Source organism: Fibrobacter sp. UWB13 (assembly GCF_900177805.1).
Taxonomy (GTDB): Bacteria; Fibrobacterota; Fibrobacteria; order Fibrobacterales; family Fibrobacteraceae; genus Fibrobacter.
The window spans coordinates 1-13,541 of sequence record NZ_FXAX01000006.1 but is presented as its reverse complement, the minus strand read 5'-3'; the positions used below and the strand labels follow the sequence as shown (position 1 = coordinate 13,541).

Here is a 13,541-nt window from a genome sequence, read left to right as displayed (position 1 = left end):
AGGGCAGTCCCACAAAAGGCTGCTTTTTTTATTTACCCCCTTTTTAACCACTAACCACAAGGAACAACGGAAATTCTTGAACAATTTTATGCTATAATTACAGCGCAAAAAGAATTTTCGAAACCGCTATAGGAGTCCAAAATGCGTAGAAGATTGTTGAGCGAAGGTGCTAAGGAACTTTCTTACGAAATCCGCGAGATCGTGAAGAAGGCGAACCAGCTCAAGGCACTCGGCTTGCCAATCCATTGGGAAAATATCGGTGACCCGATTGAAAAGAAATGTCAAGTTCCCGACTGGATCAAGGACATTGTCGTGGACCTCGTCCGCACAAACCGCAGCTACGGCTATTGCCCGTCCAAGGGCATGCTCGAAACGCGCGAATTCTTGGTAAAAGAAAACAACAAGCTCGGTGGCGCACAGATCAACGTCGATGACATCCTGTTCTTCAACGGCCTCGGTGACGCAATCGCCACCATCTATGGCCTGCTCTCGATGAACACCCGTATCATCGGACCGGCCCCGGCCTACTCTACGCATAGCTCTGCCGAAGCCGCCCACGCCCATACGGCTCCTATCACTTATCGTTTGCAGCCGGAAAACCACTGGTACCCGGACCTCGAAGAACTCGAGAACAAGGTGAAGTACAACCCGAGCATCGCGGGCATCTTGATTCTGAACCCGGACAATCCGACGGGCATGGTTTACCCGCTCGAAATCCTCCAGAAGATTGTAGACATCGCCAAGCGCTACGGCCTCTTCATCATCTGCGACGAAATCTACAACAAGATTACGTACAACGGAGCTCACGCTTATGCGCTCGCCGAATACATCGGTGACGTTCCGGGCATTGCGCTCAAGGGCATTTCCAAAGAATACCCATGGCCGGGCGCTCGTTGCGGCTGGGCTGAATACTACAACCGCGACAAGGACGAACAGTTCGACGCCTTCTGCCGCGCCATCGACAACGCCAAGATGGTGGAAGTCTGCTCCACGACGCTCCCGCAGATGACGATTCCGCGCGTTCTCGGCGACAAGCGTTTCATGGAACACCGCAAGGCATTGAACGAAAAGATTGGCCGCCGCAGTGCGATCATTAACGATATTCTATCCGACATTCCGGAGCTCTATTTCAACCCAACTTACGGTGCATTCTACAACACCATCATCTTCCGCGAAGGTACGCTCAACAATCACCAGACGCTGAAGATCGACAATCCGATTATCAAGAAGAAAGTCGAAGAATGGTGCAGCAAGACGACGAATCTCGACTACCGCTTCGTGTACTATCTCCTGGGCGCAAAGGGTATCTGCGTTGTGCCGAGCACGAGCTTCTGCACGGACCTCAAGGGTTTCCGTGTAACGCTGTTGGAAGAAGACGAAGACGAACTCCGCAGCGTGTTCACCACGATTCACGACGCCATCATCGAATACCTGCATAGTTAGTTGTTGGTCATTAGTCAATAGTCGTTGGTCAATAGTTATTAGTGACTAAAGTCCTGACACACAAAGTGTCAGGATTTTTTGTTATAAATTCAAATACACGCCGTTCACGTTATCAGTTTTTTTTATGTTTATCGTATCATTACTAGGCATTGAGAGACAATTTGAAAAAGACAATCTTCATTATTGCACTTTTCGTAGCAATTGCGATAACCGCCTGCATTCAAAAGCAGGGAGATGCAATGTCTACAAAAAATGTCACGGTAATGATTTATAGCGAATATATCGATCCTGCATTGCTTGATGACTTCCGTAACAAGACCGGCTACAATGTGGAGCTGGAACTTTACGAAGCTCAAGAAGAAATGATCGCAAAGCTTATAACGGCGGATTCCGGCAAATACGATGTCATCATTGCATCGGATGTAGTCATCCAGCAGATGGTGCACCTTGGGCTAATCTCGTCTATTGACACCAATAAAATTCCAAACCACGTGAACGTGGCACCGCAGTTTTTAGGCCAAGCCTACGACCCGACAAACACCTACAGTCTCCCCTATCTTTGGGGCACTACAGGCATTCTCTACCGCGGAGGCAAATTCCACCCCGATAGCGTAAGCTACTCCTTGCTTTTTGACGCGAAAAACACCAAAGGTAATTTCAGCCTTTTAAACGAAAGCCGTTCCATGCTCAGTATGGCACTCCAGGCAGTCGGCTACGATGCCAACAGCATCAAGCAAGAAGAGCTCAACAAAGCAGTGGACTACATTTTGCAGGCGAAAAAAGACAAGCACTTCGCAGGCTTTGACGGTTCCGACATCGGAAAGGACAAAGTAATTGCCGATAGCAACTGGGCAGCCATCGTCTTCAGCGGAGAAGCCATGGATGCCATTGACACAGACTCCACGCTGCATTACGCCATTCCGACAGAAGGCAGCTTTATGTGGGTTGATGCCATGACGCTCAGCAGTCGAGCAAAAAATCCCGAGGGCGCATACGCCTTTATGAACTACATCCTCGATGCTAAAATCGGAGCCCAGCTCGCGAAGGCGATCAACTACGCCACGCCCAACAAGGCAAGCCTTGAAATCATGGATGACGACTTTAAGAACAACCGCGTTATCAATCCGAACAAGCAAGAGATAAACCGCATGGTATTCCTCACGGACTTGGGCGAAGCGGAAAAATACTTCGACGAAGCTTGGATGATCGTCAAGACAAAATAAGCAAAAAGCCTCGCTCTTCACAGATGGCGAGGCTTTTTAAATTTTGCGTTTAGCTTTAAATATTTATCGACTTAAATATCTTCCGACTTCTTGATGGGAATCGGGAGGAACGGCGGTTCGAGTTCCAAGCAAATCGGGCAATGGTCCGAACCTTTGACATCACTCAGGATTTCGGAGCTCACCACATTCGGCATGAGGGCGGCATCAACAAAGCCGTAGTCCAAACGCCAACCGACATTGCGTTCGCGTGCGCCAAAGCGGTTCGACCACCAGGAATAAGCGTCACGGGTATCCGGATGCAACGTGCGGAACGTATCGACAAAGCCGTTTTCGACGTACTTGTCCATCCAGGCGCGTTCAATCGGCAAGAAGCCGCTCACGTTCTCGTTTTCCTTCGGGCGAGCAATATCGATTTCCTTGTGGCAGGTATTGTAGTCACCAACAGTCACCACATGCTTGCCATCGGCGAGCCACTGCTTGGAATTTTCAAGGAACGCATCGTAGAAGCGAAGCTTGTAGTCCAAGCGGTCATCGCCCTGACCACCATTTGGGAAATAAATGCAGTTGAGCACCCAGTCCGGGAACACCAGCTGGAGCACACGACCTTCTTCATCGAATTCTTCGATGTCAAAGCCGTAATTAACCGCATCCGGTTCAATCTTTGAATACACGGCAACACCACTGTAACCCTTCTTGCGCTTGCAAGCGTTCCAGTAGGTATAATAGCCTTCACGGCTTGCCACTTCAGCAACCTGGCTTTTTTCGGCGCGGACTTCCTGAAGGCAAAGCACATCGGGATCGGTCGCAGTGAACCAATCTTCAAAGCCTTTTTTCAGTACGGAACGAATACCGTTGACGTTCCAGCTGTAGATTTTCATTTTGACCCCAATCTCAATTTCAACGCCAAAGATAGAATATTTTTTCAAACTCCAAAGGGTACAAAGGCCTCAACACAAAGAAAAAGTTAACAAATATTTACAACTTTTAAAAATTATGCAGAAAATAACATCTATTTAGTTCATTTTCAAAAAATTTTCCGCAATAGCATATAATAAACTTATATTTGAGTACATGAAGAATAAATTTTTGTTGTCGTCTTGCATCCTTGCAGTTTCATTCTTGGTTGGTTGCGCAGGCTCCTCTGCTCAAAACGGCGAAGACCTCGAAGTTCCGACCGACCTCCCCCCCATTTGCCGCGATATCGACTTTGTCGCTAACCCCGACATGCGTGAAGTTTGCGGCGTGCGCAAGGCAAGCAGACACAACATTGCGTATAAGAACATTCCTCAACAACGCTACCTGATCAAGCCGTCCGAAACGTCTATCGTCAAAACGAACGGCAAGCTCGAGCTCCGCTTCCAGAACTCCCTCCCGATCAACCTCGAGGGCCCGATTACGAACGAACTCGAATTCAGCCAGGAAAAGCGCCTTGAACGCGTCAAGAACACTTACGACTACTTCGAAATTACGCCTAAGGGTTCTGAACGCCTCCGCATTTTCAAGATGGGCATCCCAACCGACAGAGGCAACAAGTACGACTTCTGCTTCCGCATCCCCGAAAAGAAGGGTAACGACAGGACTCGTAGCAGGGCTATGGGTGTGAACATCGAAACCATGTCTTGCACGGAATTCGATAGAATCGTTTCGAACCGATAAAAAATAAATCGAACAAGTTTTTTAGCAGCTCTTAAGGGGCTGCTTTTTTTAGTGTCATTTTTTTGATTTCCTTTTTTGCTAAATTATCGGGCGGTAAAAAAGTGAACGAAAACAAGTACATACACAACGCTCTGCGGCAAATCCACGTTGATACGCCATGCTCGCCTATTTCCGGATTTTCGATTTCCGGACTGGCGACATACATCCAAATTCCAGAGCTGGATTTTTGCATTGACATGGGCGAATGCCCGCTCTCGGCAATTCCCCTGAACCACGTATTCCTGACACATGCGCACGGCGACCACGCGCGCTGCCTGATGCGTCACCACAGTTTACGCAAGATGATGGGTGTCGAACGCGACAGCGTTTATTACATGCCCGAATGCTTGAGCGAAAATGCAAAGGCATGGATCAAGGCAGAAGCTCTGTTCGAAGGCGTTGGCGAAGCGAAATTCCGCTACCCGGAAATTGAACCCGTTACCGCAGGCGAATTGCAATTTTTGAGATACCGCAAGGACCTCGCGCTCGAAGCGTTCGAAGTCAAGCATTCCATTCCGGCAATGGGCGGCACGCTCTACTTTTACAAGAAAAAACTCAAGGACGAATTCCTCGGGAAAACGCCCACCGAAATTATCGAACTCCGCAAGAACGGTGTCGAAATCACACGTGAAGTTTACGATCCGCTCGTGAGCTTTATGGGCGACTGTCTTGGCGAAAGCTTGCTCGACAACAGCCGAGTTTTCCAATCGAAAGTGCTGATTACAGAATGCACATTCCTCGACGATGGCGAAGAGGCGATGAGCAAAAAGAAGGGCCACAGCCACTTGAAAGATATTGTGCATGCGCTCAACGAGCTTGATGATGAAATCAAGTGCGAAAAAATCATCTTGAGCCATTTCTCGATGAAGTATTCCGAAAGGCACATCCGCGAAATGCTAGACAAGGCAATCCCGGAGAAGTTTAAGGAAAGGATCATAGCGTTTATTTAACAGCGTCATCCTGAGCGAAGTCGAAGGATCCAGTAAAGTTTAATAGGAACAAAAACATGGCAGAAGAAATCAACAACGAAATTTTAGAAGAAGAAAAGGCTCCGAAGGAAGTCGTGATTCCGGAGTTTTATCGAGACTTGAGTCAGGACCCGCAAATGAAGGCGCTATGGCATTATGTGTTCCGCACGAATGGCGACCGCAAGCCCATCAAGACTCCGGACGGAAAGCCGCACAAGCTCGACTTCACCTGGAAAGACATGTTTCCAAACGAAAACGGACACATCGAAGTCGAAATCGGAAGTGGCAAGGGCAACTTCATGACGGACTACGCCGAGAAGCATCCGGACTACTTTATCATGGGTAGCGAATGGGACTTCACGTGGGCAGCCTTCGCACACGAACGCATGGAAAAGCGCGGTATCGTCGCTCAGGGCAATGCGGCCATGTTGCGCGGTGACGTTTTCTACTTCTTGCGCGACGCCGTGAAGGACAACACTGTCGAAGCTTTCCACATGTACTTCCCGGACCCGTGGCCAAAGGAACGCCACCACAAGAACCGTTTGCTCCGCCCCGACTTTCTCGATGAAGTCGCCCGTTGTTTAAAGCCGGGCAAGCGCATTTTCTACTGGGGTACTGACCACAAGGAATACAACGAAATCGCTCTTGAAACATTCGATGCTTACCCGACTTGCAAGGTGCTCGTCCGCAATACGGCAGAACCCACCGAAGGCATCACGACCGGTTTCGAACGCAAGTACCGCAAAGAAGGCAGACCTATTTACAGAAGTATTATAGAGTTTGAAAAATAGGAATTAGTCAATGGTCATTAGTCAGTAGTCAATAGCAGCAACTAACAACTAATAACTAATGACTAATAACTAGAAATAATCATGTTAAAGCAACTCACAATAAACAGCTTTACACTCATTGCCGAAGCAAGCGTCCCGTTTCATGAAGGTTTTACCGCAATCACGGGTGAAACTGGCGCCGGCAAGTCCGTCTTGATGAAAGCGCTCCGCATGGTCTGCGGAGACAAGTCGCAAGCGTCGATGGTCCGCACAGGCGAAGAAAAAGCGGTCATCGAAGGGACTTTCGACATTTCGAATGAACCCGAGGTCAAACAAATTCTTGCAAAGTTGGAACTCGATGACGACGATGAGCTCATCATCCGCCGCGAGATTCTTGAAAACGGAAAGGGACGCGCCCGCGTGAACGGTTCTGTCGTCAGTCTCTCGGATTTGCAGGAGCTTGGCGAATCGCTTATCCAGATGCACGGGCAGAGCGAACAGCTGTTATTGCGCGACATCCGCACACATGCAAAGATGCTCGATGAATACGCGGGCAACAACGAGTTGCTGATAAACTATTCAAAAAGCTACAACGCCTGGAACAACGTTCTCGCCGAGATTCAAAAGACTGAAGCGCACGCCAAAGATCTGGCGCAGCAAAAGGACTTTTTGAAATTCCAGTACGATGAACTTTCCAAGGCGGCACTCCGCGATGGCGAAGAAGAAGAGCTTGAAGAAAAAGTCAACGTTGCAAGCAAGAGCGAAGCGGAACACAACCTGCTGAATGAAATCCAGGGATTGATCGGTTGCGATAACGGCATCTTGGAACAGGTCCAGAACCTTCAGTACAAGTTGCGCAGTCTCGCTCAAAAGATTCCGCATTACGAAGAAGACCTGAACGCACTCGTCGAAGTCGCGGACCCGTTCGAAGGAATTTGCAAGGACCTGCAGAGGCTCCGCCCGTCAAAGTCCATGAGCCCCGTCGAAATCGACCGTGCCAATTCTCGAATTGCAACGATTCAAAAACTCAAGCGCAAGTACCGCACTGATGTGGCAGGGCTTATCGCGCTCACCGAACAACGTAAGCAGGAACTCGACAGTCTCGAGAACCTCGACTCCGACCTCGAAGAGCTCAAGCGCAAAGCAGAAGCCCACAAAGCAGAGACCCACCGCTTGGCATCAAGTCTTACCGAGAAGCGTAAAGAAGCGGCACAGCGCTTTGACTCGGCCGTGCAAGAAATTTTGCACAGCCTCGGCATGCCGAAAGCCAAATTCTTTACGAGCATCACGGAGCAGGACCCGACACCAAACGGCGCCGACCGCATCGAATTCTTGCTCGCCCCGAACCCGGGCGAAGGCGAAAAGTCGTTACAAAAGGCGGTCTCCGGCGGTGAACTCAGCCGTGTGCTGCTCGCCATCAAGAGCGTCATGGCAGACCTCGACAAGGTCCCGCTCCTGATTTTCGACGAAGTGGATTCCGGAATTTCGGGCGAAACGGGCAATAGCATTGGCGAAGCGCTGCGCAATTTAGGGAAGCACCACCAGGTGCTCACCATCACCCACTTGCATCAAGTCGCAAGCCGAGCCAAAAATCAGCTCGCCGTGAGCAAGAAAGAGGTTGACGGAAGGACATTTACGTCCATTATTGACCTCGACAAGAACGGACGTATCGAAGAAATTGCTAGAATGTTAGGTGGGACCTCCGAAACGGTCCGCACCCATGCAAAGCAGCTGTTGGAGAATAATTTATGACAGAACCAGAAAAAACTTCTGATGTTCGTTTAAGGTCACGCATTTGGAGCATCATGCGTGCTCTCATCTTTGTCTGCGTCATAATCTTCATCTGGAAAGACTGGACCACGATGGCATGCTCCTTTGTGGGTATTGCGCTTATCATGGGTTGGGTCAACTTGTTCCAGCTCAAGAGCCAGGAAATTGAAAAGCCTTATTACCGACTTTGGCTCAACACTATCGATGGGTTCTTGCAGTTCATCGTGATGACAAGCATTTTCTTCCGCGACTTGATCCAGAACGAAAGTGCCGAAAAGATTCTCGGTGTCGGTTGCGCCGTCTTGCTTGGACGACTGATAGCCCACACGCTATTTTCGCTCGGCGTTCTCCGCGAAGGGAAGCAACTCCCCCGCAAGCGCCGCTGGAGCAAACTTGCAAATCTTTCTGTCACAATTACGATGGGCGTATACTTGCTGAACTTGGAAAATTACCAACAAATTATGATGGTCATTTCCATTTTGCTCATTGCCGCCTCCACCGCCGCATACGCATACTGGTACTACCGTGACCCCGCACACCGCAAGCCGCTTTCGATCGCAAGCCAGCTCACCATGAGCCGCATTGTGCTCACGCCGTTTTTCCTCTGGGTGTTCTTCTACGATAACGATTTGGATTACAGCAACAACAACATCGTCTTTAAAGTGCTTTCGCTCGTGATGGTGCTCGGCTTTATGCTCACGGACTTTTTGGACGGCAAGCTCGCCCGCGCGATGGGCGAAGTCAGCACGCTCGGCAAATACCTTGACCCGTTCAGCGACAAGATTTCGAACATGACGATTTTCATGTGCTTTATCGCTACAGGCTATGCGCCCGTGTGGATGGTCGCTCTGATTTACTTCCGCGAATCTAGTGTGGAAACGCTCAGAACGCTCGCCGCAAGTGAAGGCCTCGTGATGCCCGCACGTCGCAGTGGCAAGTGGAAAACCGCATTGCAAGGCATCGGCATTGTCGCGATTCTTCTTGGCGCCATTGACCCGGTCCGCGCATTGATTCCAGGATTTGAAAGCATTTGGCACCAGTTCCCGATTGTTGTGATGGGCATCATAACCACCATTACAATCGTGAGCGGAATTGATTATTTCTACGCAAGCAAGCACATTTTGAAAAAATTCGTATAGTCAAATTCGTGCATAAATCGCGGGAAAACATAAAAAAAACTTACTCCGACAAATACTCTGCTTTTCACTCTTGCCAAACCTGTTATAATTTTCTATATATGGGACAACCTCGACGCGGGGTGGAGCAGTTGGTAGCTCGTCGGGCTCATAACCCGAAGGTCGCAGCGTTCAAGTCCTGCCCCCGCTACTAAAAAGACCTAGATTCACTCTAGGTCTTTTCTTTTTTATATTTGTAGTATGTCTCGCATTTCAGAACAAGAAGCTCTCGATTTATTTTTGAACGCACCGCTCGATGAACTTTGCGCACGCGCCAATGCTGAAAAAGAAGCGCGCCACGGGAAGTCCGTTTACTGGGTGAACAACCGCCAAATCAACTACACGAACGTGTGCGTGCTGCACTGCAAATTCTGCGCCTTCAGCCGCATCAAAAAAGATAGCCCGACCGCTTACGACTGGAATTACGAAACCATCCGCGACAAGGCCGCCGAAGCCATCAGCAAAGGCGCCCGCGAATTGCACATTGTTGGCGGTCTCCATCCCGATCATCCGTTCGATTACTACATCGAGATGTTGCGCAAGCTCCGCAAGGAATTTCCGTCTGCAAACTTGAAGGCTTTTACCGCCGTCGAGATTTGCCACTTCGCCAAAATTTCGGGCCAGACGCCCGAACAGATTATGGCAACGCTCAAGGACGCAGGCCTAGACGCACTCCCCGGTGGCGGTGCCGAGATTTTAGTACAAAGTGTACGCGACAAGATTTGCCCGGGCAAGGAAACAGGCGAAGAATGGCTCGACGTCCATCGTGCAGCCCACAAGCTCGGCATCCCGACGAATGCAACCATGCTCTTCGGCCATATCGAAAAGATTGAAGACCGCATCGCGCACATGAAGATGCTCCGTGACTTGCAAGATGAAGCTCCGGGATTCTTCGCGTTCATTCCGCTCGTGTATCACCCGGAACACAATGCGCTCCACCAGATTGTCCCAAACATCACAAGCGAAGAAGACATCCTCCGCACGGTCGCTGTTTCTCGTTTGTTCTTGGACAACTTCCCGCACATCAAGGCTTACTGGATCCAGATGGGCATCGAGACTGCCATGAAAGCACTCCACGCCGGCGCATCGGATTTGGACGGCACGATTATCGAAGAGAAGATTACACATGCCGCAGGCGCCACGGTTCCCGTGGGCATGAGCCCGGAACGCATGCAAGACCTCATCAAAAAAGAAGGCCTCGTTCCGGTGGAACGAGACGCCTTGTACGAAAGATTTTCTTAAGACCGTACACTCATTAAGTGCGCCGCCCTTTAAGCGAGCACGCCGATTTCCTTGAGATAACGGCCAAGCGCATCCTGCCATGTGGGGAGCGGTTTGAAACCAGCTTCCACAAGCTTGCTCTTGTCCAAGCGGCTATTGAACGGACGTGCGGCCTTCGAGAGACCGTATTCCGCAGTCGTCACCGGCAACACCTTAGTCGGGAGTCCCGCCTGCTTGTAGATTTCCTTCGTGAAATCGTACCAGCTGATGAATCCACCTTCGTTCGTGGCGTGATAGTAGCCGTACTTGTCCGTTTCTATCATATCGACGAGGAGGCGGCTCAAGTCAAGCGTGTAAGTCGGTGTACCAATCTGGTCGTAAACAACGCGGACCGTATCGTGAGTCTCGCCCACCTTGAGCATCGTCTTGATGAAGTTCTTGCCATTGAGGCCGAACACCCAGGCGATACGTACAATGAAATACTTTTCAAGAGTTCCGCTCACGGCAAGTTCACCCTTGAGCTTGGATTCGCCATAGACGTTGAGCGGTTCGTAATCCTTGCAGTCCGGTTTCCACGGAGAAGTGCCACGGCCATTAAACACGTAGTCCGTGCTGATGTAGACCATCTTTGCATCAATTTCTTTAGCAACGCGAGCAATGTTTTCCGTGCCTTCGGCGTTAATTGCAAAGACCTTCGCCTTCTTGTCTTCGTCTTCGGCAAGGTCCACTGCCGTCCAAGCAGCGCAATGCACAATCACATCAGGCTTCACGCTCTTGATGGTTTCTGCAACCGCAGCTGCATTCGTAATATCCATCGGAACATAAGGCATCGTGGTCACAGCACTGCCATCAGCCACACCGGAATAAACCGGAGCAATATCGCTACCGACACCCTCGTAGCCGCGTTTTGCAAGTTCATTCATCACATCGTGACCCAGCTGGCCACCGACACCAGTTACCAAAACTTTCATAATAAAACCTCTGCGTGTGAATATAGCAATTAGCCACTATTTTCTATCTTTGGGCACGATGTTTGAAGCGTTAAATTTCCATTTTTCGGCATACGACTGGCTGCTCGTCTTTATGGTTACCGCCCTCGGCACCTTGAGCGCCTACCTCAAGGACCCGCAACTCAAAGCGGTCACAGCAACAATCCCTATTCCCTGCGGTTTTGCCTACATCGCTGTCGGACTCCCAATGGGCACCGAAAATGCAGTTTCGGGCTTCATGTGCATGTTGTACGTACACATTGTACGCATCCTCCACTACAAAGTAAAAGTACCAATCGTACCGTCGATTATTGCAGGACTCGCCTTTTTTGTCGCACTCGGAACATTTTTGCATGCACGCATCCCGGAAGGCGAAGCATACTTTATCGGCGTTTGCGTTTTTGACTTTGTCATCGGCGTGATTTTCTTCCAGAAGCAAAAGTACAAAGCAGGCGTGCGCTACAAGACCCCGCTCCCGGTTTACATCAAGGCGCCCGCCATCGCAGGCGTCGTTTCCGGACTCATGTTCATCAAGCGCCTGATGGGCGGTTTTTGCACCAGCTTCCCGATGATGAACTCCATCGTAAGCTACGAGAGCCGTTACTCGCTCGGCGACCAATGCAGACAGCTTCCGCTATTCCTCATCGCAGGTCCGTTCATGTTCATCACCATGCGCTATGTGGAAATCGGTTTCGGGCTCAACCACTGGATTGTACTCCTCATCGGTTACATCGTTTTTGCGCTCATTTACTGGCCGCTCAACAAAGAACTCAAGCGCCGCAACGAAATCAACTACAATTCCGACAAGCCAGCCGAAGCTAAAGCGTAAAAAACGCATAATTCACGGGTTTTGGAAAAATTTACTTGAAGAAACCACGCAACATAAATAGATTTAGAGGGATAAAAACAAGGAATTTCACGCAATGCATAAAATTTCTCGCATTTCTTTAGCTCTTACCGGCGCAATCCTCTCCGCCTCGCTTTTGGCAGCCTGCGGTGACGACTCCGCAACATCCCCGATTAGCACAGCCATTAGCCAAAGTTCAAGCAGCCAAATACAGCAAGAACAGCTTTCCAGCTCTTCCACAGATCAGCTCCCGGCAAGCTCTGCCGACGCAATCTCCAGCTCCGCCACAGCTCCGATCGGTGAATCCAGCTCTTCCACAGACGTTCCGCCGACTCAGTCCAGTTCCTCGGCAGGAACCGCCCAACTCGATCCGAGTTGCGTCGAAACTCCTGTTATCAACATTCCCCTTGACACCAACGGACTCGCTGACATCGCTGACGTTTTCAAGAGCGTCCGCTGCAACGAAAAGGCTGTGTTCATCATCCGCCACGGCGAACGCGACGACGCACAGACCGGTCGTGAAACGCCCCTCACCTACTGGGAAAACGAACCCGACTCCGTCAACGGTCAACCGTCTGACGGCGTAAGACAAGCCCGAGCCGTCGGTAAAAAGCTCATCAGCGCCGATGAATTTGTGTATTCGCACACCAACTACGTCCGCACCGAACAGACCTGCTACAACATCAACCTTGGCCGCGGACAACAGACATTCCAGCATGACACAACCAGCCTTTATTCCATCAGCTGGTACAAGAAAGACAGCGAACGCTACAAGTTCTATGACGACTCCACGACAAACGTCCGTCTCGTCATTGCGGGTTGGGCATACGACAACCTCTATGCCGACGCCTTCTACGACCTCAAGGAAAAATCCGAAGAAATCATCAAGAAGGACATCGCCCCGGGCTACGCCTCCATGAACAAGTACCGCGTCATCTGTACCCACGACGACTTTGTTCTCCCGTTCAGCGTATTCGTCTCTAACGGAGCCGTGAACTACAAGTTCCACGTTACAAGCCACTGGCCGTACTTCCTTACCGGTGTTGCAGTCATTATCGACAACAAGGAACAGCTCCGATACGTTCCGTTTAGAGGTCTTGGTATCGGCGTGGAATAACATCCCTCGGCTTCTTTGCAAAAAAAAGCCCTTTTAACAAGAATCCCCGAAAATCAACTGATTTCGGGGATTTTTTTGATTAAAAAGCAATCACTTCAATTTCAATGCACTCACTGTTTCTGATCAAGGGAAGCCTTGAGAGCCAGAACATCAGAAACAGAGAGTCTAGTGTACTCGACAATTTTATCAACAGGCTCGTCTTTTACCAGCATTCTCATAGCCATTTCGCGAGCCTTGTCTTGCGCACCCTCATACCTGAGGACAGCCTCATCATAATCTTTCATCCATGAATTTGACATAGTTCTAGGACTAAAATTACTCAT

Annotated in this window: 13 protein-coding genes and 1 tRNA gene; 11 read left to right on the top strand and 3 right to left on the bottom strand. The window is 49.9% G+C overall.

Annotated elements, in window-relative coordinates; translation table 11 throughout:
• The first annotated feature begins 141 nt into the window (after positions 1 to 141).
• Together B9Y77_RS15140 and B9Y77_RS15135 are read left to right on the top strand one after the other, a co-directional pair.
• The gene (locus tag B9Y77_RS15140; RefSeq protein ID WP_085492257.1) at positions 142 to 1,443 is read left to right on the top strand and encodes a pyridoxal phosphate-dependent aminotransferase; all 1,302 of its coding nucleotides are present in this window, start codon (positions 142 to 144) and stop codon (positions 1,441 to 1,443) included.
• 239 nt (positions 1,444 to 1,682) lie between these two features.
• The gene (locus B9Y77_RS15135; RefSeq protein WP_254900073.1) at positions 1,683 to 2,666 is read left to right on the top strand and encodes a polyamine ABC transporter substrate-binding protein; all 984 of its coding nucleotides are present in this window, start codon (positions 1,683 to 1,685) and stop codon (positions 2,664 to 2,666) included.
• A gap of 71 nt (positions 2,667 to 2,737) precedes the next feature.
• Here the strand turns inward: B9Y77_RS15135 and B9Y77_RS15130 are convergent, their stop codons facing one another.
• The gene (locus tag B9Y77_RS15130) at positions 2,738 to 3,544 is read right to left on the bottom strand and encodes an exodeoxyribonuclease III (RefSeq protein ID WP_085492324.1); all 807 of its coding nucleotides are present in this window, start codon (positions 3,542 to 3,544) and stop codon (positions 2,738 to 2,740) included.
• A 193-nt stretch (positions 3,545 to 3,737) separates the two neighbouring features.
• Here B9Y77_RS15130 and B9Y77_RS15125 point away from each other — a divergent pair, with 193 nt between their 5' ends.
• The 7 genes from B9Y77_RS15125 to mqnE all read left to right on the top strand — a co-directional run bounded on the left by B9Y77_RS15125 (position 3,738) and on the right by mqnE (position 10,286).
• The gene (locus B9Y77_RS15125; protein WP_073443004.1) at positions 3,738 to 4,322 is read left to right on the top strand and encodes a hypothetical protein; all 585 of its coding nucleotides are present in this window, start codon (positions 3,738 to 3,740) and stop codon (positions 4,320 to 4,322) included.
• A gap of 101 nt (positions 4,323 to 4,423) precedes the next feature.
• Positions 4,424 to 5,311, top strand: a complete 888-nt coding sequence (locus B9Y77_RS15120; RefSeq protein WP_085492323.1) for an MBL fold metallo-hydrolase — start codon at positions 4,424 to 4,426, stop codon at positions 5,309 to 5,311.
• A gap of 56 nt (positions 5,312 to 5,367) precedes the next feature.
• A complete protein-coding gene (locus tag B9Y77_RS15115) occupies positions 5,368 to 6,120 on the top strand; it encodes a tRNA (guanine(46)-N(7))-methyltransferase TrmB (protein WP_085492255.1) in 753 nt (250 codons plus the stop codon).
• Between the two features lie 81 nt (positions 6,121 to 6,201).
• Positions 6,202 to 7,851 (top strand): DNA repair protein RecN, encoded by a 1,650-nt coding sequence (gene recN / locus B9Y77_RS15110; RefSeq protein ID WP_085492254.1) that lies wholly within the window; start codon positions 6,202 to 6,204, stop codon positions 7,849 to 7,851.
• Positions 7,848 to 9,008: a CDP-diacylglycerol--glycerol-3-phosphate 3-phosphatidyltransferase gene (gene pgsA / locus B9Y77_RS15105; protein WP_014546955.1), complete on the top strand. Its 1,161-nt coding sequence runs from the start codon at positions 7,848 to 7,850 to the stop codon at positions 9,006 to 9,008. Before recN ends, pgsA begins: the two co-directional genes overlap by 4 nt.
• Positions 9,009 to 9,121: 113 nt before the next feature.
• Positions 9,122 to 9,195: transfer RNA gene (locus B9Y77_RS15100), tRNA-Met, on the top strand.
• Positions 9,196 to 9,245: 50 nt separating this feature from the next.
• Complete coding sequence (gene mqnE, locus B9Y77_RS15095; protein ID WP_014546954.1) at positions 9,246 to 10,286, top strand: aminofutalosine synthase MqnE; 1,041 nt, start codon at positions 9,246 to 9,248, stop codon at positions 10,284 to 10,286.
• 29 nt (positions 10,287 to 10,315) lie between these two features.
• On the opposite strand, the gene rfbD is transcribed toward mqnE, so the two are convergent.
• Positions 10,316 to 11,236, bottom strand: coding sequence for a dTDP-4-dehydrorhamnose reductase (gene rfbD, locus B9Y77_RS15090; RefSeq protein ID WP_085492253.1), 921 nt, complete (start codon positions 11,234 to 11,236; stop codon positions 10,316 to 10,318).
• A gap of 58 nt (positions 11,237 to 11,294) precedes the next feature.
• Between rfbD and B9Y77_RS15085 the strand changes: the two genes are divergently transcribed.
• Together B9Y77_RS15085 and B9Y77_RS15080 are read left to right on the top strand one after the other, a co-directional pair.
• On the top strand, positions 11,295 to 12,083 hold the full coding sequence (locus B9Y77_RS15085) for a hypothetical protein (RefSeq protein ID WP_085492252.1): 789 nt from the start codon (positions 11,295 to 11,297) through the stop codon (positions 12,081 to 12,083).
• 94 nt (positions 12,084 to 12,177) lie between these two features.
• Positions 12,178 to 13,218, top strand: a complete 1,041-nt coding sequence (locus B9Y77_RS15080) for a histidine phosphatase family protein (protein WP_085492251.1) — start codon at positions 12,178 to 12,180, stop codon at positions 13,216 to 13,218.
• Positions 13,219 to 13,328: 110 nt separating this feature from the next.
• Here B9Y77_RS15080 and B9Y77_RS15075 read toward each other — a convergent pair whose 3' ends face one another.
• Positions 13,329 to 13,517: a hypothetical protein gene (locus B9Y77_RS15075; RefSeq protein ID WP_139260862.1), complete on the bottom strand. Its 189-nt coding sequence runs from the start codon at positions 13,515 to 13,517 to the stop codon at positions 13,329 to 13,331.
• Positions 13,518 to 13,541: the final 24 nt, after the last annotated feature.